The 25,673-nt window shown below is 71.8% G+C and carries 23 protein-coding genes and 1 riboswitch; of the genes, 11 read left to right on the top strand and 12 right to left on the bottom strand.

Annotation, left to right across the window (positions count from 1 at the left end; genetic code table 11):
* Nucleotides 1–4 precede the first annotated feature (4 nt).
* The gene (locus tag LUM46_RS15560) at nt 5–964 is read right to left on the bottom strand and encodes a sulfotransferase family protein (RefSeq protein ID WP_274995056.1); all 960 of its coding nucleotides are present in this window, start codon (nt 962–964) and stop codon (nt 5–7) included.
* Nucleotides 961–1,917, bottom strand: coding sequence for a sulfotransferase family protein (locus LUM46_RS15565; RefSeq protein ID WP_274995057.1), 957 nt, complete (start codon nt 1,915–1,917; stop codon nt 961–963). Before LUM46_RS15565 ends, LUM46_RS15560 begins: the two co-directional genes overlap by 4 nt.
* A 180-nt stretch (nt 1,918–2,097) precedes the next feature.
* Between LUM46_RS15565 and LUM46_RS15570 the strand changes: the two genes are divergently transcribed.
* Nucleotides 2,098–4,188 carry an acyltransferase family protein gene (locus tag LUM46_RS15570; RefSeq protein ID WP_274995059.1) on the top strand — a complete coding sequence of 697 codons (2,091 nt, stop codon included), beginning with the start codon at nt 2,098–2,100 and terminating at the stop codon, nt 4,186–4,188.
* Nucleotides 4,189–4,191: 3 nt separating this feature from the next.
* On the opposite strand, the gene LUM46_RS15575 is transcribed toward LUM46_RS15570, so the two are convergent.
* Nucleotides 4,192–6,453, bottom strand: coding sequence for a polysaccharide lyase 8 family protein (locus LUM46_RS15575; RefSeq protein WP_274995061.1), 2,262 nt, complete (start codon nt 6,451–6,453; stop codon nt 4,192–4,194).
* Nucleotides 6,454–6,698: 245 nt separating this feature from the next.
* Here LUM46_RS15575 and LUM46_RS15580 point away from each other — a divergent pair, with 245 nt between their 5' ends.
* The 4 genes from LUM46_RS15580 to LUM46_RS15595 all read left to right on the top strand — a co-directional run bounded on the left by LUM46_RS15580 (nt 6,699) and on the right by LUM46_RS15595 (nt 11,965).
* Nucleotides 6,699–7,541 carry a CAP domain-containing protein gene (locus LUM46_RS15580; protein ID WP_274995062.1) on the top strand — a complete coding sequence of 281 codons (843 nt, stop codon included), beginning with the start codon at nt 6,699–6,701 and terminating at the stop codon, nt 7,539–7,541.
* A gap of 119 nt (nt 7,542–7,660) precedes the next feature.
* Nucleotides 7,661–8,209, top strand: a complete 549-nt coding sequence (locus LUM46_RS15585; protein WP_274995063.1) for a CAP domain-containing protein — start codon at nt 7,661–7,663, stop codon at nt 8,207–8,209.
* A gap of 185 nt (nt 8,210–8,394) precedes the next feature.
* Nucleotides 8,395–10,482, top strand: a complete 2,088-nt coding sequence (locus LUM46_RS15590) for an acyltransferase family protein (protein ID WP_274995065.1) — start codon at nt 8,395–8,397, stop codon at nt 10,480–10,482.
* A 19-nt stretch (nt 10,483–10,501) separates the two neighbouring features.
* A complete protein-coding gene (locus LUM46_RS15595; RefSeq protein WP_274995067.1) occupies nt 10,502–11,965 on the top strand; it encodes an NCS2 family permease in 1,464 nt (487 codons plus the stop codon).
* Here the strand turns inward: LUM46_RS15595 and LUM46_RS15600 are convergent.
* The 4 genes from LUM46_RS15600 to serC all read right to left on the bottom strand — a co-directional run bounded on the left by LUM46_RS15600 (nt 11,962) and on the right by serC (nt 15,906).
* Nucleotides 11,962–13,266, bottom strand: coding sequence for an MFS transporter (locus LUM46_RS15600; protein WP_274995068.1), 1,305 nt, complete (start codon nt 13,264–13,266; stop codon nt 11,962–11,964). The genes LUM46_RS15595 and LUM46_RS15600 overlap by 4 nt on opposite strands.
* Nucleotides 13,263–13,706 (bottom strand): MarR family winged helix-turn-helix transcriptional regulator, encoded by a 444-nt coding sequence (locus LUM46_RS15605; protein WP_274995070.1) that lies wholly within the window; start codon nt 13,704–13,706, stop codon nt 13,263–13,265. Before LUM46_RS15605 ends, LUM46_RS15600 begins: the two co-directional genes overlap by 4 nt.
* Nucleotides 13,707–13,831: 125 nt before the next feature.
* On the bottom strand, nt 13,832–14,683 hold the full coding sequence (locus LUM46_RS15610) for an MHYT domain-containing protein (RefSeq protein WP_274995071.1): 852 nt from the start codon (nt 14,681–14,683) through the stop codon (nt 13,832–13,834).
* Nucleotides 14,684–14,802: 119 nt separating this feature from the next.
* Nucleotides 14,803–15,906, bottom strand: coding sequence for a phosphoserine transaminase (serC, locus tag LUM46_RS15615; RefSeq protein ID WP_374727016.1), 1,104 nt, complete (start codon nt 15,904–15,906; stop codon nt 14,803–14,805).
* Nucleotides 15,907–15,995: 89 nt separating this feature from the next.
* On the opposite strand from serC, the gene LUM46_RS15620 reads away from it, so the two are divergent.
* The 3 genes from LUM46_RS15620 to LUM46_RS15630 all read left to right on the top strand — a co-directional run bounded on the left by LUM46_RS15620 (nt 15,996) and on the right by LUM46_RS15630 (nt 19,015).
* Complete coding sequence (locus tag LUM46_RS15620; protein ID WP_274995076.1) at nt 15,996–16,712, top strand: iron-dependent transcriptional repressor DtxR; 717 nt, start codon at nt 15,996–15,998, stop codon at nt 16,710–16,712.
* A gap of 199 nt (nt 16,713–16,911) precedes the next feature.
* Nucleotides 16,912–17,087: riboswitch (cyclic di-AMP (ydaO/yuaA leader) on the top strand.
* A gap of 50 nt (nt 17,088–17,137) precedes the next feature.
* Entirely contained in the window at nt 17,138–17,890 is a 753-nt protein-coding gene (locus tag LUM46_RS15625) for a C40 family peptidase (protein WP_274995078.1), read from the top strand.
* Nucleotides 17,891–18,052: 162 nt separating this feature from the next.
* Nucleotides 18,053–19,015, top strand: a complete 963-nt coding sequence (locus LUM46_RS15630; RefSeq protein ID WP_274995080.1) for a universal stress protein — start codon at nt 18,053–18,055, stop codon at nt 19,013–19,015.
* 82 nt (nt 19,016–19,097) lie between these two features.
* On the opposite strand, the gene LUM46_RS15635 is transcribed toward LUM46_RS15630, so the two are convergent.
* The 4 genes from LUM46_RS15635 to LUM46_RS15650 all read right to left on the bottom strand — a co-directional run bounded on the left by LUM46_RS15635 (nt 19,098) and on the right by LUM46_RS15650 (nt 23,208).
* Nucleotides 19,098–20,378 (bottom strand): aspartate aminotransferase type Ic, encoded by a 1,281-nt coding sequence (locus LUM46_RS15635; RefSeq protein ID WP_274995081.1) that lies wholly within the window; start codon nt 20,376–20,378, stop codon nt 19,098–19,100.
* Between the two features lie 16 nt (nt 20,379–20,394).
* Nucleotides 20,395–21,885: an ornithine--oxo-acid transaminase gene (rocD, locus tag LUM46_RS15640; RefSeq protein ID WP_310243065.1), complete on the bottom strand. Its 1,491-nt coding sequence runs from the start codon at nt 21,883–21,885 to the stop codon at nt 20,395–20,397.
* 68 nt (nt 21,886–21,953) lie between these two features.
* Nucleotides 21,954–22,733: a hypothetical protein gene (locus tag LUM46_RS15645; RefSeq protein ID WP_274995082.1), complete on the bottom strand. Its 780-nt coding sequence runs from the start codon at nt 22,731–22,733 to the stop codon at nt 21,954–21,956.
* 1 nt (nt 22,734) lies between these two features.
* Entirely contained in the window at nt 22,735–23,208 is a 474-nt protein-coding gene (locus tag LUM46_RS15650; RefSeq protein WP_274995083.1) for an OsmC family protein, read from the bottom strand.
* Between the two features lie 147 nt (nt 23,209–23,355).
* Here LUM46_RS15650 and LUM46_RS15655 point away from each other — a divergent pair, with 147 nt between their 5' ends.
* The 3 genes from LUM46_RS15655 to LUM46_RS15665 all read left to right on the top strand — a co-directional run bounded on the left by LUM46_RS15655 (nt 23,356) and on the right by LUM46_RS15665 (nt 25,347).
* A complete protein-coding gene (locus LUM46_RS15655) occupies nt 23,356–23,976 on the top strand; it encodes a hypothetical protein (protein ID WP_274995084.1) in 621 nt (206 codons plus the stop codon).
* Between the two features lie 61 nt (nt 23,977–24,037).
* Nucleotides 24,038–24,841, top strand: coding sequence for a thymidylate synthase (locus tag LUM46_RS15660; protein ID WP_274995085.1), 804 nt, complete (start codon nt 24,038–24,040; stop codon nt 24,839–24,841).
* Nucleotides 24,841–25,347 carry a dihydrofolate reductase gene (locus tag LUM46_RS15665; protein ID WP_274995086.1) on the top strand — a complete coding sequence of 169 codons (507 nt, stop codon included), beginning with the start codon at nt 24,841–24,843 and terminating at the stop codon, nt 25,345–25,347. Before LUM46_RS15660 ends, LUM46_RS15665 begins: the two co-directional genes overlap by 1 nt.
* A gap of 108 nt (nt 25,348–25,455) precedes the next feature.
* On the opposite strand, the gene LUM46_RS15670 is transcribed toward LUM46_RS15665, so the two are convergent.
* On the bottom strand, nt 25,456–25,584 hold the full coding sequence (locus tag LUM46_RS15670) for a hypothetical protein (RefSeq protein ID WP_274995087.1): 129 nt from the start codon (nt 25,582–25,584) through the stop codon (nt 25,456–25,458).
* Nucleotides 25,585–25,673: the final 89 nt, after the last annotated feature.

Consider the following 25,673-nt stretch of genomic DNA (forward strand, 5'->3'; position numbering starts at 1 on the left):
GTCTTCAGCTCGCGGTGTCCGGCGAGCCCCAGAGCATGCCCGCGACGCTCTGCCGGACGCCGTGCGGCACGACCTCGGTGGGCACCATGCGAGCGATCCGCCGGGCGGGCGACGCCGCGATCTTGCGGTGGACGTAGGGATACAGCGCGCGCAGCCGGTCGAACTCGGCGCGGGTCCCGGCGTCGTCGTGCTCGGGAAGGGCGTCGAGCGCTGCCCACGTGTCGTCGGCCAGCGCACGCAGCGGTGCGGGGACGGGCACGTCCTGCCAGGTGACGTCGACCCGGTGCAGCGTCGGGTCGATGAACGCGTCGACCTGTTCCACCGCTGCCGTGTCGTCCGGGTCGACCATCGGCAGGTCGAGCGCGGCGGCCGCGCCGAACACCGGCTCGTCCCAGTCGTGGATCAGGTCGCGGTAGCGCACGAAGGCCCGGGGCGTCGCCCGGGTGGCGAGCTCGGTCCCCAGCATCAGGTTGATCCACCCCGACACCCGGTCGACCAGCCCGCGGCCCTTGTAGTAGGCGGCCTTGCTGCCCACCACCTCGGTGGGCTGGCGCAGCATCGTGATGCACGACGCCGCCGCTCCCGCCGACGCGGCGGCCTCCAGCCAGGCCTCGAGGAACCAGAGCAGGCGCGGGTCCTTGATGACGAGGTCACCGTGCTCCTTGACCTGGGCGCCGAGCCAGCCCCGGATCTGGCTGCGTGCGTCCCCCTCGACGCTCGCCCGGTCGACGAGGTGCCAGGCGATGGGGCGCGGGTCCGACGTCTGCACGTCGGCCGACCGCAGCATGCCGTTGTGGAAGTCCACCACCCACTGGGGCTCGGAGAAGCCGCGCGGGTTGGAGGCGTCCGGGGCCACCTCGGGGCCGGGGACGTGCAGCCCGAACTCGCGCAGCACCCCGGCGAGGGTGCTCGTGCCGCTACGGCCGGAGCCGGTGACGTAGACGACGCGGGTGAGGCCGCTCATCGGGTGTCGGCCGTCAGGATCGCCGGTGAGCCGTGCACGACCGGGGCCCAGGGGGCCGCCTCGTCCAGCGTGCTCAGGTCGTACCCGTGCGCCCGGATCCGGTCCCCGAGGTGCTCGTTGACCACGTTGCGGTAGCGGGGGAGCAGGGCGGCGTCGGTGACGTCGCGGAGCAGGTCGGCGCGGGGTGTGCCGCGCCGCGACCCGAGGTTCCCGACGTGGCTGCGGACCCGCCCCGCCAGCTGCCCGCGTCCTCCGGTCCGCCACAGCTCGGCATAGCGGTTGCTGCGTCCGGCGTCGACGGCGTCGACCGCGGCGGCGTCGAGCTCGATGTCCAGGAACTCCGCTACCCGGCCGAGCTCCCGCGCGGGTTCACGCATCAGGTGCTCGTACCGCAGCACGAGCAGGTTCTCGATGTGCAGGGCGTCCTCGGCGAACACGTCGTGCGCGTGCACCCAGTGCTCGACGAGCCGGGGGAAACCGTAGGTGAACCGGCCGCGGGTGCGCGTCGCCCACTTGCGCACGGCCAGCGCCTGCACCACGGGGTGCCGCGTCACGACGATGAAGCGGGACTTCGGGAAGATCTCCTGGAAGTAGCGCATCTTCGTCAGGTTCGGCGGGGACTTCTCGACGAGCACCGTGCTGTCGAGGTCCCAGTAGGGCGACCAGCTCGCCCAGAGCCGCGCGCCGGCGTCGGGCACCCGCTGTGCGTCCTCCTCGGTCAGGTGCGCCTGCGTGTGAAACGACCATTCGGACGTATTGCCTAAGCCGCCGACATAGGTGTCCTGAATATGTTGCCCCTCGTCCATGACGGCTCCCGTTCCGGTCAATCCGGACGCATTCGGGCTTGAACCGATAATCCGGGCGACAAGGGTGGTTCCGCTGCGATGAAGTCCACCGACAAAGGTGATGCGGTGGTCGTTCCAGGGCGTGCTGCTCGTGCTCGTACCGGACATCGGGAAACCTCAGCTGGTCGGCTGGAAAAGGGTGCTGGGTGCCCCGCAAAAATATGCGATGAATGTGCCGCGTGCGACCCGAATCGTCCGAGCGCCGCGCCATTCCCGAACTGCGGGACGGCGGCCGTCACCCCAGGATGGTGCCGCACCGCCGCACGGGCATATCACGGGGGAAGAGCCATGGCAGTGAGCGCAGTCCGGCCGACCGGACCAGCCCGGCCTGCCTCGGCCGGCACGCCGGAGCGGGGGCCGACGGGCTTCCGGGCGGATGTCCAGGGGCTCCGGGCGGTGGCGGTCCTCGCGGTCATCGCCGACCATGTGGTCGGCTGGCCGGGCGGCGGCTTCGTGGGCGTCGACGTGTTCTTCGTGATCTCGGGCTTCCTCATCACCGGGCTCCTGCTGCGGGAGTACGAGCGGACCGGGACCATCTCGTTCTCCGCCTTCTACGTGCGCCGTGCGAAGCGGATCCTGCCCGCGGCGGTGCTCGTCCTGCTGGTGACGGTCTGTGCGGCGTTCGCCCTGCTCGGCGCCGGACGCTTCCGGGGCGTCGTGGGCGACGCCCTCTTCTCGTTCTTCTTCCTCGGCAACTGGCACTTCGCGCGGCAGGGGGTCGACTACTTCCAGGAGTCGATGCCGCCGTCCCCGCTCCAGCACTACTGGTCGCTGGCGGTCGAGGAGCAGTTCTACCTGGTGTGGCCATGGCTGCTGCTGGGTCTCCTGGTCGTCGGCGGGCGCCGCCTCGGGTGGCGGCGCTCGCACGCCCGGCCGGTCGCGGGCGCGGCGGTGGCCGTGCTGACCGTGGCCTCCCTGGGCTGGGGGCTCGCGGAGACCGCGGCGCAGCCCACCTGGTCGTACTTCACCACGTCGTCGCGCGCCTGGGAGCTGGGCGTCGGCGCGTTCGTCGCCGTCCTGTCGACGCGGCTGGGCATCACCTCGGCGGTGGCACGGACGGTGCTGGCCTGGCTGGGCCTGGCCGGCATCGTGCTGGCGGTCCTGATCACCCCCGCCGGGCCGGGGTTCCCCGTGCCGTGGGCGCTCCTGCCGGTGCTGTCGGCCGCCCTCGTCATCGCGGCAGGCGTGGGCGGCCCGGTGGCGCTCTGGCCGCTCACGCACCGGGTGAGCCAGTACCTGGGCGAGATCTCCTACAGCCTGTACCTGTGGCACTTTCCCGTGGCGGTGCTGCTGCTCGCCTTCGTGCCGCAGGGCTCGGCGGTCTACCTCGTGGTCGCGCTGGCGCTCACGCTCGTGCTGTCGGCCGCGTCGTACCGCTGGCTCGAGGCACCGGCACGGCACGCGGCGTGGTTCCGGCGGCGCGGGGCGCGCGCCCGGCTCGCGCCGCGGTCGGGGTGGTACCGGTTCGCGGGGGCCAGCGCCGTCGTCGTGCTGCTCGGTGCCGGCGGCTCGGCGGCAGGCGGGGCGGCCGCCCCGCCTGCCCTCCCGGTGCCCGACGTCGTCCTGGCCGGTCACACCCCGGACGACCCGTCCGACTGCGTGGGCGCCGCCGCGCTCGACCCCCGGCACGACTGCGCGCTGAGCACCGGTCCGGCCGTCGTGCCCGACCCGGCGGACGCCTCGTTCGACACGGGCGGGGCCTTCAACTGCTACGCGTACCAGGGTGAGCCGCTGCGGACCTGCACCTTCGGCAGCGACCGGCCGACGGCGACCCGGGTGGCCGTGGTCGGTGACAGCCATGCCGCGCAGCTGGTGCCGATGCTGAGGCCCCAGCTCGACGCCGCCGGCTGGCGGCTCGACACGTACGTCGGGAACGGGTGCCGGTGGCACCTCGTGGCGTCCGACCGGACGTGCCCCGGGCTGCCGAAGATCCAGGAGGCGCTGCAGGACGGCGGGTACGACGTGGTCGTGACGACGTCCTCCCGCGCTCACGGCGAGGTGGCCCGCGCCGCCTACGTCGACGCCATGCGGCCCGTCGCGGAGGACGGGGCCGAGGTCGTGGTGCTGGAGGACAACCCTGACGCCGACGCCGAGGCCGCGCGGTGTGTCGCGGCGGTGACCTTCTCGGTGGACGACGGATGCGGGACGTCGTCCGCCCGGGCGCTCGCCGAGCCGGACCCGCTCGTCGCCGCGGCACGCGAGGTGCCGGGCGCGCACGTGGTGGACCTGACCGACCTCTACTGCACGGCGGGCAGCTGCCCGTCGGTGATCGGCAACGTGGTGGTGTACCGGGACACCGGCGGCCACATCACCGGGACCTGGGCCAGGACGCTCGGACCGTACGCGGTCGAGCGGATCCGCGCGGCGCTCGCGGAGTGAGCCTCAGACCTCGAACGTCGCGGTGACCGACCCGCCCCGCGTGCCGCCCACGTCGACCAGGAGCGAGATGCCCGGCTGCAGACGCTCGACGGTGACCCGCCCGTCGGCGCGGACCAGCCGCTTCGCCGGGCGCGCGACCGTGACCCGGAGTCCGTGCTCGAGCTGCTGCGTCGGATCGGCCACCGCGACGGTCAGCTGCGTCCCGTCCTGGGTCAGCAGGATCGCGGCCGGCCGGTCGCACGACACGCCACCGGTCTCCGGCGCCCCCGTCGCCCACACGTTCAGCGCCGTCGTGCCGTCACGGCGCACCGCCTGGACGAGCGGCCCGTTCGCGAGCACCTCCGTGCGCGGTGCGGCGGCGTACGCGGCCGTCCCCTCCGGCGTCGCACCGGGCAGGAGCACGTACCCGTAGCGGGCGTCCACGGGATCGACACCGTGCTCCAGCCAGAGGGTCGCGAAGCTGTTCGTCCGCACCGTCCGGTCCCGGTGCACGGCGCTCCTGTTGATCTCCGACCAGCGGCCCGTGCGGCGCTCGCGGAGCAGGGACAGCCGCTGGCCCGTCCGGAACACGTACCCGATGCCGGTTCCCGGCGTGGCGCCCGAGAGGTGGGCCCAGCCGGGGCCGTCGGCCGTGACCGCGGGCGTGCCACCCGTGGGAGGCACCTGCCGCCCGTCGACGACGAGCTGCTGGCCCTCGGGGTCCAGGAGCCTCCGGTTGTCCACGACGGTCTCCACGGGGCGGCCGGACGACGAGGCGATGCCCGCGCCGAGCGCGACCACCTCGTCGTCGAGCAGGAACCACGACTTCTGGCCCGTCGCCCCGGGCATGCCCTGGTCGTCGGGGTGGCGGAACGCCATGCCGACCGCCGCGCTGCTGCCCACCGCGACGCCGCCCACCCAGTGCTTGTCGCTGCGGAAACCCGCCCCGGCGGAGGCGGCGGGCGTGCCGGCCGCGACGGTCGTACCGGCGATCCGCGCGGCGTCGACGGTCGGCCAGTAGTGGTCGTCGTACTGGGACCCGGCGGCGTCGTACAGGTAGTACGCGCCGCTGCCGCTGTACCAGCCGCGCCGGTTCTCGGCGCCGATCGACTCGTAGCTCGCGATCCGCGCCGACGACATCGCCACCGCCACCGTGAACGCCGGACGCCGGTGCACCACCCGGTCCATCGCGGGAAAGACGGTGGTCCCCACGGGCGGGGCGAGCGGCTCGACGCCCGCGCCCCCGGCCTGCGCACCGGACGCGTAGGCGGCCAGGCCCCTCCACCGCCGGGCGCGGTCCCCGTCCGTCGCCCGGGACAGCAGGCGCAGGGCCGACGCCGCCGCCCGCCCGGCGTCGTGGTCCTGCGCCGAGACCCGCGCGATGTTGCGGCCCCGGACCGGCCCCATGACGGCGCCGGCGTGCAGCCAGGGGGCCAGCCCTTCGTCGACCCAGGTCAGGAGGTTGTCCACGGGTGTGCCGGAGAGCTGCCAGGGGGTGTCGCGCAGGAGGGCGAGCACCGACGCCGCCGACGTCAGGAGCGAGAGCCCGTAGCCACCCGAGTAGGGGTGCACGTCGTGCTGGAGGAACGACCCGTCCGGGCGGATCCCGTCGCCGGACGTCACGAGCCGGAAGGCCGGCGTGATGCCGCGGAGCGCCGAGGTGAGCGACTCCTCGTCGTCGAGCAGGAGCGCGCGCTCGGCGACCACCCGCGCCGTCCAGACGCGGTTCGCCGCGGCGTACGCGGGTGCGGGCGTGTGCGCCTTCACCGCCGCCATGTACCGCTCGAGCCGGTCGGCGCCGAGGTCGTCGTACAGCAGCATGGACGTCGCCGTGAGCTGCAGCGGGATGCCGATCTCGCGGTCCCACCAGTTGCCGGACCGCCGCGTGTGCTCGTTGTACCGGGTCTCGTGGAGGTGGTCGAGGGCGGTCAGGAGGACGTCGCGGACCTCCTCGTCGTGCTCGTAGCGGGACCCCGGCGTGGCGTAGGCGCGGGCGATCGACCGGAGCCGTTCGTAGCTGAGGCGCAGACCGATGGTGCGTTCCCCTCCGCTCAGCGCCAGGTCGGACCAGGTCTGGTCCGGTGTGAGCACGCCGAGCAGGCGTCCGGCCAGTGCGTCGACGTCGTCGACCGCCGCCCCGGTGAGCTGGTCCAGCCACCGGCCGCGGACGTTCCGGAACGGCTGGGTGCGGTCGAGGACGGTGTCCCACGCGGCCAGGCCACCGACCACGAGGACCGAGGCGCCGAGCGCGATCCCGCCGATCCGCAGCGCCTGTCGCCGGGTCACCGCCCGCTCGCCCTGTTCGCCCGGGCCGGTCCGGCTCTGCCCGGTCCGGCTCCGGTCGGTATCACTCTGCTCGGTCTCGCCCGGCGGTGGGTGCGGGGCGGGTTGCGTGGCCAGGTTCGTCTCTCCTTCGGTCCTACGGGTCGGCGGGAGGTCTGGACCATGGTGGCCGCACCTGGGCGCCGGTGCGCGCTGGGGTAGCTTCCGGGCATTCCGTACCGCCGTGATCGCCGGTATTGTCCGGACTTGTGTCCCCAGCGCGCAGTACGACGTCGTCCGCGGCCCGGCCAGGGCGTGCCCTGCGCGGGGCGGTCGCCCGCGTGCTCCTCGCGGCCGGCGTGGCCACCAGCCTGACGGCGTGCGCGGGCCTGCTCGCCCCCGGCGCCGAGCCGATGCCCGCGCCCGGGATCGCCCCAGGGGTGGTGGCCGAGGCGGTGCCCGTCGAGCTGGCCCCCGCCCCGCGACCCACCTCGGTGGGCTCGATCCAGGGCAAGCACGAGCAGGAGTCGGCCGTGGTGGACGTGCAGCCGGCACCGAGCGGCTCGGCGTCGCGCGGAGCGGACCGCAGGCCGGCTCCCGGCGCGGGCGACGACGCCGGACCGGGCGGCTCCGGAGACGCGGGAGACCCCGGCGAGGCTGGTGGCGGACCCGGCGGGGAGCCCGGCGGCGGTGCCGGCGGGGGAGGGGACGACGGCGGGGCCGAGCCGGACCTGACCGACTCGGTGCAGTACGCCGCCGCCCTGGAGGCCGCGGTCAACGACCATCGTGCCGCCAACGGCCTGGCCGCCCTGGCCCACGACACCTGCGCCTACGACGTGGCGCTCGAGCGCGCCCAGGCGCTGATCGGGCAAGAGCTGGCGCACGCGCCGCTCGACCCGATCTTCCAGACCTGCCCCACCTCGGCGGTCGCGGAGAACCTGGCCAAGGGCGGATGGACACCGCCAGAGGCGGCACAGGGCTGGATGGACTCCGAGGGACACCGCGCCAACATCCTGAACGGCGGCCTGACCCGTGGCGCCGTCGCCTGCGTGCCGGACGGCGGGGACCCCGCAGCGCCCGTCATGATCTGCGCCCACGTGTTCCTGGGCTGAGCCACTGACCGCTCCGCACCGAGCCCTCTGCACGCACCCAGCGCGTCGCGGGGCGGCGACCGTGTACGGCGTGGCGCCTCCGGTTGTGGCCTCCGGGTGCGCGGTGTCGAATCGACGTCGTGCTCCGCGCCCTGACCCGTCTCGCGATCCCGGTCCTGATCGCTGCCGTGCTGCTCACCGCCTGCTCGACCGGACGGGACACCGGTCCGCGCGGACCCGAGGCGACGCGCGAGGCGACGCCCGCGCCCGAGGCGACCTGGACGCCGTCCGACAGCGTGGACCTCGCCGACCCGGAGCAGTACGCGGCGGCCCTGGAGGACGGCGTGAACGCGGCCCGTGCCCAGCGGGACGTGCCGGAGCTGGAGCATGACGACTGCCTCGTGGCCGTCGCCATCGACCGGGCGGGGGCGCTGGTCGGTGAGCCGAGGCTGACGCACGCCCCGCTGCCGCCCGTGCAGCAGAGCTGCCCGGGCGGCACGCTCGCCGCGGAGAACCTCAGCCGGACCGCGCGCCCGCCCCAGGACGTCGTGCAGGCCTGGCTCGACTCGCCCTCGCACCGGGACAACCTCGTGAACGCCGACCTGCGGCGCGGTGCGATCGGGTGCGTGCGGGACGGCGGAACCGCTGCGGCACCCGTGCTGACGTGCTCCCACGTGTTCCTCGGTTGAGCCGTAGGCGCAGCGCAGGGTGCGGTCCGAGGCACGGGGCACACGCCTGGGGCGGAAGCGCAGGCTCGACCGACAGCAGCACAGCCTGACTCTCCCCACACCCTCCTCCATACCCGGTCAACGCCACCGGATGTGCCGGTTATGGTGTGAGCCGCGCACCCGTCCGGAACGACCGCAGGAGAAAAATGGCGCAGGCGACGACCGCCGTCGACCGGACCACCGGACCGTCGCCGGAACCGCACGGACCCGGGATCGACACGACACCTGGCGCCCCGGGTGCCGGCCACGCGTTCCGCACCGACATCAACGGGCTCCGTGCCGTCGCCGTGCTCGCCGTCGTCGTCTTCCACGCGGGGATCACGATCCCCGGCGGGTTCACCGGGGTCGACGTCTTCTACGTGATCTCCGGCTACCTCATCAGCTCGCTGCTGCTGCGGGAGGTGGACCGCTCCGGGAGCGTCGACCTCGTCGAGTTCTGGACCCGCCGCATGCGGCGTCTCGTGCCGGCGCTCGCGCTCGTCGTCGCGGTCACGCTGCTCGCCAGCGTCCTGGTCCTGTCCCCGCTGGTCTGGGGGCGCCTCGCCTGGCACGGGGCGTCGGCCATGCTGTTCGTCTCCAACCTGCTGTTCCCGTACCAGGGCCAGAACTATTTCTCCGACGCCGTCACCCCGAGCCCCTACCTGCACACCTGGTCGCTCGGCATCGAGGAGCAGTTCTACATCTTCTGGCCGCTGCTCATCCTGCTGGCGGTCGCGGTGGCCCGGCGCACCCGCGTGCCGGCCCGGCGCATGCTGCAGCTCCTGTTCGCCGGTACGTTCGTCGTGTCGCTCGCGACCTCCGTCTGGCTCACGGCGACCGCCCCCGACTGGGCCTTCTACGTGCTGCCGACCCGCGCCTGGGAGTTCGCGGGCGCCGCGCTCGTCGCGACCCTGCCCTGGGGCCGGCTCGCCGAGGTCTCCCGCCTGCGGCCCCGCCTGCTCCGGGCGCTGCTGGGCACCGCAGGGTTCGTGCTGCTGGCGCTCTCCTTCGCGCTCGTGCGCGAGACCGACCCGTTCCCCGGCACCGTCGCCCTGCTGCCCGTGGGCGGCACGCTGCTGGTGCTCGCCGCGGGCAGCATCCCCGCGGCAGGCACCTGGGTGGACCGGGTGCTCGGCCTGCCCGCCCTGCAGCGGATCGGTGACGTCTCCTACTCCTGGTACCTCTGGCACTGGCCGTTCGTGGTGCTCACCACGGCAGCGGTGCAGGACGACGCGATCTGGATCAAGGTGCTCGCCACGCTCGCCGCGCTCGGCGCCGCGGTCGCCACCTACCGCTGGGTCGAGAACCCGATCCGGTTCAGCGGGGCCATGCGGTCGTGGCGCCGCACCGCCGCGGTCACCGTCACCATCGGGCTCGCCGTGGGCACCCTGACCGTCGGCACCCGCGTCGCGACCGGGATCGTGCTGGACCAGGAGCCGTACGCGACGGCGGTCGAGGCCAGCGCCGAGCCCGAGCCGTACGGGTGCGCCGAGACCACCGAGACGACGTCGGGCGTCAAGGTGTGCCTCCTGGGCGACGTCTCCGCCACCACGACCGTGCTGCTCCTCGGCGACTCGCACGCCATGCACTGGATCCCCGCGTTCGACGCCGCGGCGACCGACGCGGGCCTGCGCCTCGCCGTCCGCTGGCGGCACGGCTGCCCCGTAGCCCAGGTCGATGTCCAGCAGCCCTCCGAACGCGGGTCGTGCGCCGAGTTCCAGAGCGAGTCCCTGCGGATCGTCGACGAGCTGCGCCCCGACGCCGTCGTCGTCAGCCAGGCGCAGATCTATGCCGACCGCATGCAGCACGCCGACGGCAGCCGGATGACCGACGACGAGGTGAGCAGCACCTGGGAGAGCGCGAACGAGACGCTGTTCGCGCGCCTCACGGCCGTCACGCCGGACGTGGTGGCGGTCAAGGACAACCCGCGGATCGACGTCGACCCGCTCGAGTGCCTCACTCGACCCCTGGCCGGTCTCGGCGACTGCAGCATGCCGCGCGCGGAAGCCGACCGCTCCAACGGGGACCTGCCCGGGATCAGTGCGCGCGTCTGGACGAAGTACGGTGTCCCCACCTGGGACGGCGTCTGGTCGGAGACGTGCGACGCGAACACCTGCTTCGTCGGCGACATCGACCACCCCGTGTACCGGGACTACCACCATCTCAGCGTCGACTACGTGCTGACCCGCGTGCGGTCCGTGGAGCAGATGCTCCAGGCCACCGTCCGCGGCACGCCGTCAAGCACCGTCGGGTAACGAAGGGCAACATCGGACCATGGCTCACGACCAGGCCCAGGCGCGCGGCGCCGTCGACCGGTTCTTCAAGATCAGCGAACGCGGGTCCACGGTGTGGACGGAGGTACGCGGCGGGCTCGTCACCTTCTTCACGATGAGCTACATCGTCGTGCTGAACCCGCTCATCCTGGGCAGGGTGCCCGACGGCACCGGTGAGTACCTGGGCGGCGGCACCGGGGTGGGCGACGTCGCGGCCATCGCCGCGGCGACCGCACTGGTCGCCGGCGTCATGTCCATCCTCATGGGCGTGGTCGCGAACTTCCCGCTGGCGCTCGCGGCGGGGCTCGGCCTGAACGCCGTCGTCGCCTTCTCGGTGGCGGCCCTGCCGGGCATGACCTGGGCCGATGCCATGGGCATCGTCGTGCTGGAGGGCCTGGTCATCCTGGTCCTGGTGGTCACGGGCTTCCGGGAGGCCGTGTTCCGGGCCGTGCCGCGCGAGCTCAAGATCGCGATCAGCGTGGGCATCGGCCTGTTCATCACGTTCATCGGTGTCTACGACGCCGGCTTCGTGCGCATCCCCGCCTCGCTGGCCACGCCCACGGAGCTCGGCATGGGCGGCTCGCTCGGGGCCTGGCCGCTGTTCGTGTTCGCGTTCGGTGTGCTGCTGGCCGCCGTCCTCATGGTGCGCAAGGTGCGTGGCGGCATCCTCATCGCGATCGTGGCCTCGACCGTGCTCGCCGTGGTCATCGAGGCCGTGGCGCAGATCGGCGACCGCACCGACGACAACCCGGAAGGCTGGTCGCTCAACGTCCCGGCACTGCCCGACAAGGTGGTGGCGCTGCCCGACTTCTCGCTCATCGGGCAGTTCTCGCTGTTCGGGTCGTTCGAGAAGATCGGCCCGATCGCCGTCATCCTGCTGGTGTTCACGCTCCTCATCGCCGACTTCTTCGACACGATGGGCACCATGGTCGCCATCGGCGGCGAGGCCGGGCTGCTCGACGAGAAGGGCAACCCGCCGCGCACCACCCAGATCCTGGTCGTCGACTCGCTGGCCGCCGTGGCGGGCGGCGCCGGCTCGGTCTCCTCGAACACCGCGTACGTCGAGTCGGCGTCCGGCGTGGGCGACGGCGCCCGCACCGGTCTGGCCGCCGTCACGACGGGTGTGGCGTTCCTCCTGACGACCTTCCTGGCGCCGCTCGTCACCGTGGTGCCGCACGAGGCGGCCACGCCCGCGCTGGTGATCGTCGGGTTCCTCATGGTCGTCCAGGTGACGGGCATCGACTGGAAGAACCTCGAGGTGGCGATCCCCGCGTTCCTCACGATGGTGCTCATGCCGTTCGCGTACTCGATCACCGTGGGCATCGGGGCCGGCGTGATCTCGTACGTGCTGCTCAAGATCGCCGTGGGCAAGGCCGGCAAGGTGCACCCGCTGCTGTGGGTGGCGGCGGTGCTGTTCCTCCTCTACTTCCTGCTGGGCCCGATCCGCTCGGCGGTAGGGATCTAGGCCGCCAGGGCCTGGCTCTTCGGCTCCGGCTCCAGGTCCGGATAGGTCACCTGGAGGTACGGCCGGGGGATACGGTGCGAGCGGGAGAGCCGGGCGCGCACACGCACGTGCCACGTCCGGTATGCCCACACGGTCGCGATCACGGCCACCAGCAGTGTCGCCACGGCGCCGACCAGCACCGCGTACCGGGGTCCGAACGTCTCGCCGATCCAGCCCACCACTGGTGACCCGAGGGGTGTGGTGCCGAGCAGGACCATCACGTAGATCGACATGACACGGCCGCGGAGCTCCGGGGCCACCGACAGCTGGATCGCGGCGTTCGCCGAGGTCAGCATGGTCAGGGACGCGAAGCCGACGGGGATGCACATCAGCAGGTAGCCGAGGTAGGTCGGCATGAGCGCCTGGATCCCCATGGCGATCGCGAACGCGAAGGCTGCGCCCAGCACGAGGCGTACGCGCGGACGCTCCCGCCGGGCGGCCAGGAGCGCTCCGGCGAGCGAGCCGATCGCGAGGACCGACCCGAGGATGCCGTACTCGCTCGCGCCCCGGCCGAACTCGACGCGCGCCATCATGGCCGACGTCAGCTGGAAGTTCAGGCCGAACGTCGAGACCACGCCCATCACGACCATGATCACGACGATGTCGCTGCGGCCGCGGATGTAGGCGAGACCCTCGCGGATCTGCCCCTTGGCGCGCGAGGCGATGGGCAGGGCGTGCAGGTCGCGCATCCGGGTGAGCGAGATGATGACGGCACCGAACGCGATGCCGTTGATGATGAACACCCATCCGGTGCCGACGGCGGCGATGAGCAGACCTGCCACACCGGGCCCGATGAGCCGCGCGGCGTTGAAGTTCGTCGAGTTGAGCCCGACGGCGTTCGCCAGCCGGGTGGTCGGGACCAGCTGGGCGACGAAGGTCTGGCGCACGGGGCCGTCGATCGCACTCACGATGCCCAGCAGGGTCGCGAACACGTAGACGTGCCACAGCTCGGCCGCGCCGGACAGCACCAGCACACCGAGCCCGAGGCCCAGCACGCCCATGCCGCCCTGCGTGAACATCAGGAGCTTGCGGCGGTCGACACGGTCAGCGAGCAGACCTGCCCAGGCGGACAGGAAGATGTGGGGGATGAACTGCAGCGCGGTGACGATACCGACGGCGACACCGGAGTTGTTGGTCAGCAGGGTCAGCACGACCCAGTCCTGCGCCACGCGCTGCATCCAGGTGCCGATGTTGGCGACGAGAGCGCTGGCGAACCAGAGGCGGTAGTTGCGGTACTTCAGGCTGGCGAAAGTTGCGCTCATCGAGCGGCGATCCTGATGAGGAGCTCACTGGCTCCTGCGAGGATCTCTCTCTCCTCTCCGGTCAGGGCGGACAGCTGTTTGGTGAGCCAGGCGTCCCGGCGACGACGGGTCTCGGCGACCTCGCGTGCGCCGGCGGTGGTGAGCCGGACGACCACCTGGCGGCGGTCCGTCGCATGCTCCACCTTCTCGACGAGACCGAGCTCCGCGAGGGTGTTCACGGCCCGGGTCATCGACGGCGGCCGAACGCGCTCGTGCTCGGCGAGGGAACCGGGGGACATCTCGCCGTGCTTGTGCAGCACCGTCAGGATCCCGAACTGGCCCTCGGGGAGGTCGGCCTCACCGCGCTCGGCACGCAGCCGACGGGAGACCCGGGTCAGGGCGACGCGGAGGTCGCCGCCGACGGTGGCCGGGCTTCGGCTGGATCTGCGGGAGCTCGACACCGCACCATTCTAGGTCATTAGCCTTGCTAACGGTACGTGGGTGCGGTCACACAGCAACCCGGAGAACAGCGGAGCGCCCGACCCCACGAGGGGGCCGGGCGCTCCGCCGATGCTGCTGCCGAGCGTCAGAGCGCGCGGTGTGTCTGCGCGAACTGACCGGGACCCGGCTGCAGGTCCTGCTGGACGTTCTCGAACCGCTGGCCCTGCTCGCTGTGCGCCTTGAGCCGGTTCTCGAACTCGGCCTGCGTGCGCAGCTCGTCCTCGGTGGGCCAGAGACCGATGCCGAGGATGAGCAGGAAGGTCACGACACTGACCGCCATGACGAGCGGCACGAGCAGCTGCATCGTCGAAGCGCCGGCGGGCACGTTGTTGACCGGATTGATCACGGAGACCCCGGCCATGCCGGTGTAGTGCATGCCGGTCACGGCAAGCCCCATCACTAGCGTGGCCACGATCGTGGCGAGAGTTCCGCGGATGTGCACGGTGCACCAGAGCGCGGCGGTGGCCGCGACGATGGCGATGATCACCGAGGCGACGACGTAGACCGGGTTGTAGACGACCTCCGCGGACATCTGCATCGCTTCCATGCCCATGTAGTGCATGGCCGCGACGCCGGCGCCCGCGAGGGCGCCGCCGACGAGCATCGCGGGCAGCTTGCGCTTGCCCAGCTCGGTGATGAAGAGGCCCGCACCCACCACGACGATGGCGATCGCCGCGCTGAGGAGGGTCTGGGGTACGTCGTACCTGATGTTCACGCTGGAAGCGGAGAAACCCAGCATGGCGACGAAGTGCATCACCCAGATGCCGGTACCGCCGAGGGCAATGGCGCCGAAGACGAGCCACGCCGCGCGCGTGCCGCCCGAGGCTGCTCGGGCGCGAGACGTGCATGCGAGGCCCGTCGCTGCGCCGGTGCACGAGATCGCGTACGCCAGCAACGGCGTCACGATCCCGAATGTGAAGTGGTCGATCACTGGCATGGTGTCAGAACAGCCCCTCGAATGGTTCCCTAGGTTGCCGAAACGTTACAGAGTCCCCCCGGCTCGGACAATAGGCTGAACTCGCCGACCAAGGGATATTGCGGACGTGATCGTGCTGGTCAGACAGCCTCGACCACGTAGTCGACACAGGCGGTGAGTGCTGCGACGTCGTCCGGGTCGACCGAGGGAAACATACCGACGCGGATCTGGTTGCGCCCCAGCTTCCGGTACGCGAAGACGTCCTGGACGCCGTTGGCGCTCAGTTCCTCGATGACACGGCCGGCGTCGATCTCCTCGGCCAGGTCGATGGTGCCGACCACCGTGGACCGCTCTTCGGGCCGCGCGACGAACGGCGCCGCCCAGTCCCGGGACGCGGCCCAGGAGTACAGGATCTCGGCGGACGTCGCGCAGCGCTTCGTCGACCACTCGAGGCCGCCCTGGGCGATCAGCCACTCCACCTGGTCGGCGAGGAGGAGGAGCGTCGCGACGGCGGGGGTGTTGAGCGTCTGGTCCTGGCGCGAGTTCTGGATCGCCGTCGTGAGCGACAGGAACTCCGGCACCCAGCGCCCCGAGCCCTCGACCTGCGCGGCCCGCTCTACGGCGGCGGGGGAGAGGACGGCGAGCCACAGCCCGCCGTCGGCGGCGAAGGCCTTCTGCGGGGCGAAGTAGTAGGCGTCGGTCTGGGCAAGGTCGACGGGCAGGGCGCCGGCCCCGGACGTCGCGTCCGTGAGCACGACGGCGCCGTCGGCCCCTGCCGGGCGCAGCACCGGGGCCATCGCGCCTGTGGAGGTCTCGTTGTGCGGGGTGGCGTAGGTGTCCACGTCGGCGGCGGCCTCGAGATAGGCGACGCTGCCCGGCTCCGCCGAGACCACCTGGGACGGCTCGAGGAACGGGGCGCGCGACGTCGCGGTGGCGAACTTGCCGCCGAACTCGCCGAACGCCGCGTGCTGCGCCTTGCGCTCCACGAGGCACAGCGTGGCGACGTCCCAGAACGCGGTGGAGCCACCGTTGCCCAGCGCCACCTCGTACCCGTCGGGCGCGCCGAGCAGCTCCGTGACACCCTCACGAATGCGGCGCACCAGGTCCTTCACCGGGGGGCGCCGGTGTGACGTTCCCAGCACGTGCGCGTTCGCCACGAGATGATCGACCTGTCCCGGGCGCACCTTGGAGGGGCCGGAGCCGAAACGGCCATCGGTGGGCAGCAGCTGTGTCGGGATAGTCAGTGGCACAGAACTAGACTAGAACCTGGGCCGACGCCCGGGCCGCACGTGTCCAGGGCGACCGGGCGGCTGCGCGCACGACGGGAGCTGACGTGACGGATCTGATCGACACCACCGAGATGTACCTCAAGACGATCTACGAGCTCGACGAGGAGGGCATCACGCCCTTGCGCGCGCGCATCGCGGAACGCCTGGGGCATTCGGGCCCCACGGTGTCGCAGACGGTCGCGCGCATGGAGCGCGACGGGCTGGTGATCGTCACGGGCGACCGGCACCTCGAGCTCACCGAGCTGGGCCAGGACAAGGCGATGCGCGTGATGCGCAAGCACCGGCTCGCCGAGCGCCTGCTCACCGACGTGATCAAGCTCGACTGGGAGCACGTGCACGTCGAGGCCTGCCGCTGGGAGCACGTGATGAGCGACCTCGTCGAGAAGCGCCTGGTGGGCCTGCTCGACCACCCGCACCACGACCCGTACGGCAACCCGATCCCCGGCCTGTCGGAGCTCGGTGAGGCCTACACGGACGTGCCGTTCCTGACCGGCGTGATCTCGCTGCCCGCGGCGTTCGAGGCGGCGGCGAAGAAGGGTGTCAAGGGCGAGCCGCTCGCGGCCTCGCTCACCCGCATCGCGGAGCCGCTGCAGACGGACATCGAGCTGCTCGCCCGCCTGTCCGAGGCAGGGCTGGTGCCCGGCTCCCGGATCACCGCCGAGCACAGCGACGGGACCTACACGGTCACCGTCGACGGCTCGAGCACGGCGCTCGAGCTGGGCGAGGACCTGGCGCGCCACCTCTTTGTCGCGACGGCCTGAGCGCGCCCGAGCGCGCCCGAGCGCGCCCGACGCGACGGTCCCGAGCGCGTCCCGAGTCGTCCCTTTTGTCGGAAAGACGAAGCCGCACTTCCGACACGTCGTGGCAGTCGTTGCCGGAACGTGACATTGAGGGTGAGGTCCGGTACGTTCAGACCGCTCCCACGGAGCTATTCGTGGGGGTCCTCGGACGGACGCCGAACTCTGTCACCGGCCGAGGTCCCAAGACGACCGCATGACAGAGGCGGGGGACCCACCAACGGGCGCCAGGGCGCGTCCTCGGGGTGAAGCCGGATCATTCTTCGGGATGGGACGGCCGGGTGATTTCTCCCACCCGAACCCGACAGCTGACCTCGAAGGCGTACAAGGAGAGGTACTACGTGACTGCACGTACGACTCGCGCTCGCCATCGGGCGGCGCGACGACCAGTGACTCCGCTCACCGAGTTTGCCCAGAACGCCGCGGTCGGACGCCGCACCGCGGTCGCCGCCGCCGGTGGCGCACTTCTTGTCTCGACCTTCGGTGGCGCGATGGCCGCCCAGGCCGCCCCGGTCGAGACCGGCCACGCGAAGATGAACTCGGTCGACCTCAACGCGCTGACGACGCAGGCCCGCGAGGCGCTGTCCAACGCGCCGGTCGTCTCGGTCGCCCCCGACGCAGAGCTCACCGTGGAGAAGACCGCGGTCTCCGTGGTCTCCGCCGCCGAGAACGAGGACTACCAGGCAGAGCTCGCCGCTGCTGAGGCCGAGAAGGCAGCCGAGGCTGCCGCCGCCGAGGCTGCGGAGGCGGCCGAGGCCGCTGCCGCCACTGTCTCCACCGCCACCTCCGTCGACGTTCCCGCGTCGGCGATCGGCAACTCCGTGATCTCGATCGCGAGCCGCTACGTCGGCGTGCCGTACGTCTCCGGTGGTGCCAGCCCGAGCGGCATGGACTGCTCCGGCTTCACCCAGTACGTCTACGGTCAGCTCGGTATCGACCTGCCGCACTCGTCGTCGGCGCAGCCGGGCTACGGCACCCAGGTGCCGGCGTCCGAGGCGCAGCCGGGCGACCTGATGTGGACCCCCGGCCACGTCTCGATCTACGCCGGTGGCAACACCATGATCGACGCGTCCAAGCCGGGCACCGTCGTCGACTTCCGCACCATCTGGCAGTCGAACCCCACCTTCATCCGCATGGGCTGACCACACCCACGCAGGACCACACAGCAGAGCGCCTGCCCGGTGATCGGGCGGGCGCTCTGCTTTGCCATCTTTCTGTCGTCGGTTTGCCACCGGTTACCCATAACGCGCGCGCCGCCGGTAGCGTTGGAGTGCAATGGTGCACTGCCGAAGAAAGGGCTGGCGATGACGCGATCCGAGGTCGTACTGGTCGGGGTGGACGGATCGGCCGCGAGCCTGCATGCGCTGGACTGGGCTACCGCCTACGCGCATCGCGTGGGCTGGTCGCTGCACATCGTGTGCAGCTATTCACTGCCGTCGTTCACCGCGGCGTCGCTCGACGGCGGGTACGCCGCCCTCGACGACACCACGATCCAGGAAGGTGCCAAGTCGGTCCTGGTCGAGGCGGAGGCCCGGGTGGCCGACGCCGGCGTGCGCGCCACCACGGAGGTCGCCACCGGTGACGCCGCGGGCGTGCTCGTGGAGCTGTCCGGTGACTACGGGCTCGCGGTCGTCGGGACGCGCGGCAAGGGTGGGTTCACGGAGCGGCTGCTGGGCACCGTGTCGTCCGCGCTGCCCGCGCACGCGCGCTGCCCGGTCGTCGTGGTCCCGCTGCGCACCGAGGCGAACCGGGGCGTCTCCTGGAACACGCCGGGCTCCGGTGCGGACACCGAGACGAGCGCGGTGGCGCCCGGTGCGGCCGAGATCCGTGAGGTGCGCCGCATCGTCGTGGGCGTGGACGGTTCCCCGCAGGCCGAGCGGGCGCTGCAGTACGCGATCCTGCAGGCCAACGCGTGGGGCGCGGAGCTGACCGCCGTCACCGGCGTGCCCGTGGGGAACGCGGGGATGCTGGCATGGCTGCCGTCCAACATCGACCGCGAGCAGGTCCTCGCCGACATCGGCGCCGGCATGGACGTCCTGGTCGACCGGTACGAGGCGGAGAACCCCGGCCTGCGGATCCGGCGGATCGTGCTGGACGGTACCGGTGCGGAGCTGCTGACGGAGTTCTCGACGGCGTCGGACCTGGTGGTCCTGGGTTCGCGCGGCCGGGGCGGATTCCGGGGGCTGTTGCTGGGCTCCACGAGCCAGGCGGTGCTCCACCACGCGGCGTGCCCGGTACTCGTGGTCAACAAGCACTGCACGGACTGACCGCCGAGGTAGTCATCTGGCGAGGTAGTCACCCGATCGCCGCTGGGCGACTACCTCGCCAGATGACTACCTCGCGGTGGTTCTACTTCGGTGAGGTGGCTTCGGCGGCCGCGAGCAGCACGCAGGTCGCGACACCGTCCATCGCCGTGCGCACCTCGTCCAGCGGGGGCATCGACGGCGCGAGGCGCACGTTCTTGTTTTCGGGGTCCTTGCCGTACGGGTGGGTGGCGCCCGCCGGCGTGAGGGCGATCCCCGCCTCCTTGGCCAGCTGGACCACCCGCGACGCGGTGCCCGGTGTCACGTCGAGCGACACGAAGTAGCCGCCCTTGGGCTCGGTCCACGACGCGACGCCGTACCCGCCCAGGCGCTCGGTCAGGATCTGCACCACTGCCTCGAACTTCGGCGCCAGGATGGCGCGGTGCTTGCGCATGTGCTCGCGCACACCGTCGGCCGAGCCGAAGAACATCGCGTGCCGCAGGTGGTTGAGCTTGTCCGGGCCGATGGACGCCGCCGACAGGTGCTTCTTGTACCAGGCGATGTTGGCGGGTGAGCTACCGAGGAACGCGACGCCCGAGCCCGCGAACGTGACCTTGGACGTGGAGGCGAACAGGATCACCCGGTCGGGGTTGCCCGCCTCGGCCGCGAGGGCGATGGCGTTCGGGCTGGTCACCTCGTCGTCGGTCAGGTGGTGCACCGCGTACGCGTTGTCCCACATGATGCGGAAGTCCGGTGCCGCAGTGGGCATCGAGACCAGTGCACGGGCGACGTCGTCGGCGATCACCGCGCCGTCCGGGTTCGAGTAGGTGGGGACGACCCACATGCCCTTGATGGTGGGGTCCGACGCGACGAGCGCGGCCACGGCCTCGGCGTCCGGGCCGTCCGGTGTCATCGGGACGGGGACCATCTCGATGCCGAGGGACTCGCAGATCGTGAAGTGGCGGTCGTAGCCCGGCACGGGGCAGATCCAGCGCACCTTCTCCTCGCGCGCCCACGGCTTCGGCGACTCGGGGAAGCCGAACAGCTCGGCGAACGCGACGACGTCGTGCATGAGCGTGAGCGACGCGTTGCCACCCGCGAGGAGCTGCTCGACCGGCACGTCGAGCAGCTCGGCGAAGATGCGCCGGATCGCCGGTCCGCCGTCGAGCCCGCCGTAGTTGCGGGCGTCCGTGCCCGTCTCGTCGGCGTGGACGCCCACTCCGGGCAGGGCCAGCATGGGCTCGGCGAGATCGAGCTGCTCGGCCGACGGCTTGCCGCGCGTCAGGTCGAGCTTCAGCCCCTTGGCCTGAAGCTCGGCGTAGGCCTGCTGCAGCTCGTGGAGGGCGGGGAGCGTTGCGGTGGTGTGGGACGACGTCGTAGTGGTCACCCCCGGGAGCCTACGCTCAGCCGGCGGTCGGTGACAGTTCGGAGCGCTCGTCCTTGCCTTCCGCGGCGGCCTCGATGTCGGCGACGTCGGCCGTGCCCGCGGGGGCGTCGTCGGCCGTGCCGAGGTCTTCGCCCAGGTCATCGGCGGGCTCGTCGCCGAAGGCGGCGTCCGCCACGGCGGAGGTCTCCTCGCCGGACGACTCCTCGCCGGAGGTCTCCTCGCCAGATGTGGTGTCCGCAGCAGCGACCGTCGCCGCGTTCGCCGCCTCGTTCGAGGCCGCGGCCGAGCGCTCGCCACGGAGTGCGACCAGGGACTCCTCGAGGATGTCCAGCGCCATCTCCAGCTCGGGCTGGACGATCGACAGGGGCGGTGACAGCCGGATCGTCTCGGTGCGCGCTTCCTTGGCGAGCACCCCGCGCTCCAGCAGCGCCTCGCAGAGCTCGCGCCCGGTACCGAGCGCGGGGTCCAGGTCGATGCCGGCCCACAGCCCGACCGTGCGGGCCTCCGTCAGCAGGCCCCGTTCGACGAGCGCGTCGAGCCGTTCCGCGAGCACCTTGCCCGACGCCGCGGCCCTGGCCTGGTACTGCCCCGTCGAGAGCAGGTCGAGCGCCGCGACGCCGACCGCGCACGCCAGCGGGTTGCCGCCGAACGTCGAACCGTGCGTGCCGGCGGTCAGGACGCCGAGGATCTCGGGCTTGCCGACCACCGCGGAGACGGGGACGATCCCGCCGCCGAGCGCCTTGCCCAGACAGACCAGGTCGGGCTGCACGTCCCAGAGCTCGCAGGCGAGGGTGGTGCCGGTGCGGCCGAGCCCGGACTGGACCTCGTCGGCGACGAGGGCGATGTCCTGCGTCGTGGTGAGCTCGCGCAGGCCAGGCCAGAACTCCTCCGGCGGGACCACGACCCCTGCCTCGCCCTGCACCGGCTCCATGAGGACGGCCACCGTGGTGTCGTCCACGGCGTCGGCCACCGCGTTCAGATCGCCGAACGGGACCTGCCGGAAGCCCGGCGCGAAGGGCCCGAACCCGTCCCGCGTGGTCGGGTGGTCCGAGAGGCCGGCGAGCGTGGTGGTGCGGCCGTGGAAGTTGCCGGCGGCGACGATGACCGTCGCCTGGTCCTCAGGCACGCCGCGCACGTCGTAGCCCCACTTGCGGACCGCCTTGATCGCGGTCTCCACGGCTTCCGCGCCGGTGTTCATCGGCACCACGAGGCTGTCCTCGCCACCGGTGGTCAACGGCCCCACCACCTCGACGAGCCGCTGCGCGAACTCCTCCAGCCGGTCATGGTCGAACGCACGGGACGTGAGCGTGACCTGGCGCAGCTGCGTCATCGCCGCCGCGACCAGGCCTTGGTGCAGGTGCCCGAAGTTCAGGGCCGAGTAGCCCGACAGGAAGTCGAGGAACTCGTTGCCGTCCGTGTCCCATACATGCGTACCGTGAGCCCGCGCGATCGTGATCGGCAGTGGATGGTACGTCGGGGCGAGTGCGCCGTGCGTCGTGTCCGCCATGCCCCGCAGCCTAGAGCGGGTCCCAGGATCCCGCCGAGCAAGTGCATATATGGGCTGCCCGGCGGCGCCTACTTGTGCTCGATGACGCGCGGGAAGTTCTCCGGGGGAGCGCCGAACGCGATACGGGACTGTCCGATCACCGTGTGCCCGAGCGCGCGCGCACCGACCCAGCCGACGACCGCGCCGACGCCGAACGGCAGGATGCGGCCCAGCATCAGGCTGCCCTGCTTGGCCACCTGCTTCTGGATGAACCGGTGGGTGAGCGCCTTGTTGACGCGGTGCAGGGTGGTGCGCGGCATGCTCGTGAGCAGCACCTTGCCCCATGCCACGCCCGAGCCGCCGATGGCGTTCTCGACGTCCTGCGCGCCCTGGTCGCCGAGCACCGTGGCCAGGAGCAGCGCCCGGCGGCGCGGCACGTCCTGGACATCGATGCCGTGCACGTCCGCCACCGCGAGGGAGAACGCGGCGGACGACGCGAAGAACGTCGCCACGTCGCTCGTGGACAGTGCCACGCTCGCTGCCGTGCCCACGGCAGGGATCGCCGCGGCCGCGCCGACGGCGGTGCCCGTGGTCTGGATCACCCGCAGGTACTCCTTCTCCAGGAGCCGGATGACCTCCGCCGGGCTGGCGTCGGGGTTACGTGCCCGCACCTTGTCCACATGCTTGTGGATGGTCGCGGACGGGATGGTGACGGCCCTGCCGACCAGGTGGTCCAGCGGGCTCTCCGGCTTGTAGTTGACCCAGTCTGCGGGCGTTACCTCGAGAGAGTTGTCCGGCTTGAGCACCGCGTCGCCCGGTGCCGACCGGTCGTCGGGGCCTCGCGCCGTCAGCTTCTTGTCATCGGCCATGTCAGCCCTCCGTCGGCTGCTCGAACTGCGCGTCCGGGACCTGGGCGCCCGCCTTGAGCGTGCGGCCCACCGTGCATGTCTTGTCGATCGACCGCTGCGCGATGGTGAGGAGCTTCTCGCGGTCCTCGTCGTCGAGCATGGACAGGTCGATCTCGAACTTCTCCGTGAGCACCGGGTACCGGTCCTCGGCCATGTCCTTCGGGTCCTCGACCCGGATGGTGGTCTTGTAGTCGTCGCCGAGCCGGCGTGCGAACGCCCTGTCGCTGCTCATCCCCGCGCACGCGGCGAGCGCGATCTTCAGCAGCTCACCCGGCGTGAACACGGCACCCGCATCGGCGGGGCCGATGTCGACGCGCGCGCCGCGGGCCGAGAAGCCCGTGTAGGTGCGTATGCCGTTGCGCTCCACCCAGAGCGGGTCCGTGGGCGAGGGGGTTGCTGCGCTCGTGGCGCTCGGGGTGGTGGTCTGCTCCGTCATGAGGATCATCCTTCCACTGGTCACCGACACGGTCACGGAGCGAGGCCCCGCGCGTCCCGGTCGGTCGGACTAGTGCACAACGCGAACGCGGCCTGTGACGTTCCCGTTCGCCGCGCAGGGTGGCGCCGGCGCTGCGACGATCTGCTCATGGCGCAGAACCCGAGCGACAAGCCTGAGGCGGCCGGCCCACCGCCCGGGGGCACATCCCCGGCCGGCCCGACGCCCTCCGGCCCGCCCCCGGCCGGCCCGCCCCCGGCCGGCGCGCGGTGGAGGCCGAGCTGGCGCGATGCCCTGAAGCGGGTGCTCGGCGTCGTCGCCGTGATCGTCGTGGTCTGGCTGCTCTACCTGTTCCTGTCGGCCTTCCTGCCGCGCTGGTGGGCGCAGGTCATCGGCAACGCGGTGGACGGGTCGTTCGCCGCCGGTGCCTGGTGGGGCATCGTGACCGGGGCGGTGTTCACGGTGGTCCCGGTCCTGTTCCTCGCGCAGGCGGCGCTGCCGAGGCGGTCGTGGCAGCTCCGGCTCGGCTTCGTCGTGCTGGCCGTGCTGTTCGCGATCCCGAACCTCCTCACGCTCGGGATCGCGCTGGGCACGTCGTCCGCGGCCCACGCCGGCGAACGGATCCTCGACGTCGACGGGCCGGCGTTCCGCGGCGGGACCGCGTGGGGCGCGGTGATCGGGGGTGTCGTCGCGGCGGTGATCGTGACCATGAGCGTGCTGTACCGGCGCCGCGGCGACCAGCTCAAGCAGTTCCGGGCGAAGCAGAACTGATGGCCCGACGTCGGCTCGCGTGCCATCCGGTCCACCGGGACGCTCGACGTAGGGTTGTCGCATGACCGAGATCGCCACCCCGTACGAGGACCTGCTGCGCGACGTGCTCGAGAACGGGACCCACAAGGGCGACCGGACCGGCACGGGGACGCGCAGCGTGTTCGGGCGGCAGATCCGGTACGACCTGGCCGAGGGCTTTCCGCTGATCACCACCAAGAAGGTGCACCTCAAGTCGGTGGTGTACGAGCTGCTGTGGTTCCTCCGTGGTGACTCCAACGTCCGTTGGCTGCAGGAGCGCGGGGTCAAGATCTGGGACGACTGGGCCGACGAGTCGGGCGAGCTCGGCCCCGTCTACGGCGTCCAGTGGCGCTCCTGGCCCACGCCCGACGGCGGGCAGGTGGACCAGATCGCGAAGGTGGTCGAGCAGATCCGCACCGACCCGGACTCGCGGCGGCACATCGTGACGGCGTGGAACCCGGCCGAGGTGGACGACATGGCCCTGCCGCCGTGCCACGCCCTGTTCCAGTTCTACGTCGCCGACGGCAAGCTCAGCTGCCAGCTGTACCAGCGATCGGCGGACCTGTTCCTCGGGGTGCCGTTCAACATCGCCTCCTACGCCCTGCTCACGCAGATGGTCGCGGCGCAGACCGGGCTCGAGGTCGGGGAGTTCGTGTGGACCGGTGGTGACTGCCACATCTACGACAACCACGTGGAGCAGGTGCGCACGCAGCTCGAGCGCGACCCGTACCCGTATCCCTCGCTGCGGCTCGCACCACGGGAGTCGATCTTCGACTACGAGTTCGAGGACGTCGAGGTGCTCGGTTACGTCTCGCACCCCACCATCAAGGCACCGATCGCCGTCTGATGATCGGACTCATCTGGGCACAGGCACGTGACGGAGCCGGCCGGCCGGTGATCGGTGCGGGCGGCGACATCCCCTGGCGCGTCCCCGAGGACTTCGCCCACTTCAAGCGCACCACGGCGGGACACCCGGTCGTGATGGGCCGGCTCACCTGGGAGTCGCTGCCCAAGCGCCCGCTGCCCGGCCGCACCAACATCGTCGTCTCCTCGCGCGGCCCGTACGGCGTGCCGGACGCCGACGCGGTCCCGGCAGCGACCATCGGCGAGGCGCTCCAGATCGCGGCCGACGCACCGGGCGGCGACGAGATCTGGGTCATCGGCGGCTCGCAGGTCTACAGCGAGGCGCTCCCGGTCGCCGACGCGCTGGAGGTGTCCGAGATCAACACGGAGGTCGAGGGCGACGTGTTCGCCCCCGAGATCGGCCCCGAGTGGACGGTCACCTCGTCGACCGGGTGGACGACGTCGTCATCGGGGCTCCGGTTCCGGCACCTCACCTACCGGCGCCGCTGAGCCCCGTGCGCCTGCCCGGGACGTCCGCGCACGCAGGTCGCCCGCCAGCAGCAGGAGGACGGGGACCAGCGCCAGGCTGAACCCGCTCGCCGGTCCCAGGAGGACGAGTCAGAGCCCGAGCCAGCCGGGCCAGTACGGACTGCTGGTGAAGACGACGTGCACGACGGCGATGACGATCATCAGGATGCCTCCGGCGCGGGTGAGTCCGGAGCCGGGGGCTCTCATCGAGGTGTTCATGTGCCCCAGCGTTGCCGCCGAACCGGCCCGCATCTCTCCCCTGACCAGGTGAACCGCCTCGCCCGCACGGGTGAGCTCTGACACCTGGC

The organism is Promicromonospora iranensis (assembly GCF_028994805.1).
Lineage (GTDB): Bacteria > Actinomycetota > Actinomycetes > Actinomycetales > Cellulomonadaceae > Promicromonospora > Promicromonospora iranensis.

Excerpts from the sequence above, each read along its gene's own strand:
- LUM46_RS15560 (WP_274995056.1), bottom strand. The coding sequence starts at position 964 with ATGAGCGGCCTCACCCGCGTCGTCTACGTCACCGGCTCCGGCCGTAGC.
- LUM46_RS15565 (WP_274995057.1), bottom strand. The coding sequence starts at position 1,917 with ATGTCCGGTACGAGCACGAGCAGCACGCCCTGGAACGACCACCGCATC.
- LUM46_RS15570 (WP_274995059.1), top strand. The coding sequence starts at position 2,098 with ATGGCAGTGAGCGCAGTCCGGCCGACCGGACCAGCCCGGCCTGCCTCG.
- LUM46_RS15590 (WP_274995065.1), top strand. The coding sequence starts at position 8,395 with ATGGCGCAGGCGACGACCGCCGTCGACCGGACCACCGGACCGTCGCCG.
- LUM46_RS15595 (WP_274995067.1), top strand. The coding sequence starts at position 10,502 with ATGGCTCACGACCAGGCCCAGGCGCGCGGCGCCGTCGACCGGTTCTTC.
- LUM46_RS15600 (WP_274995068.1), bottom strand. The coding sequence starts at position 13,266 with ATGAGCGCAACTTTCGCCAGCCTGAAGTACCGCAACTACCGCCTCTGG.
- LUM46_RS15610 (WP_274995071.1), bottom strand. The coding sequence starts at position 14,683 with ATGCCAGTGATCGACCACTTCACATTCGGGATCGTGACGCCGTTGCTG.
- LUM46_RS15630 (WP_274995080.1), top strand. The coding sequence starts at position 18,053 with ATGACGCGATCCGAGGTCGTACTGGTCGGGGTGGACGGATCGGCCGCG.
- rocD (WP_310243065.1), bottom strand. The coding sequence starts at position 21,885 with ATGGCGGACACGACGCACGGCGCACTCGCCCCGACGTACCATCCACTG.
- LUM46_RS15645 (WP_274995082.1), bottom strand. The coding sequence starts at position 22,733 with ATGGCCGATGACAAGAAGCTGACGGCGCGAGGCCCCGACGACCGGTCG.
- LUM46_RS15650 (WP_274995083.1), bottom strand. The coding sequence starts at position 23,208 with ATGACGGAGCAGACCACCACCCCGAGCGCCACGAGCGCAGCAACCCCC.
- LUM46_RS15655 (WP_274995084.1), top strand. The coding sequence starts at position 23,356 with ATGGCGCAGAACCCGAGCGACAAGCCTGAGGCGGCCGGCCCACCGCCC.
- LUM46_RS15660 (WP_274995085.1), top strand. The coding sequence starts at position 24,038 with ATGACCGAGATCGCCACCCCGTACGAGGACCTGCTGCGCGACGTGCTC.
- LUM46_RS15665 (WP_274995086.1), top strand. The coding sequence starts at position 24,841 with ATGATCGGACTCATCTGGGCACAGGCACGTGACGGAGCCGGCCGGCCG.
- LUM46_RS15670 (WP_274995087.1), bottom strand. The coding sequence starts at position 25,584 with ATGAACACCTCGATGAGAGCCCCCGGCTCCGGACTCACCCGCGCCGGA.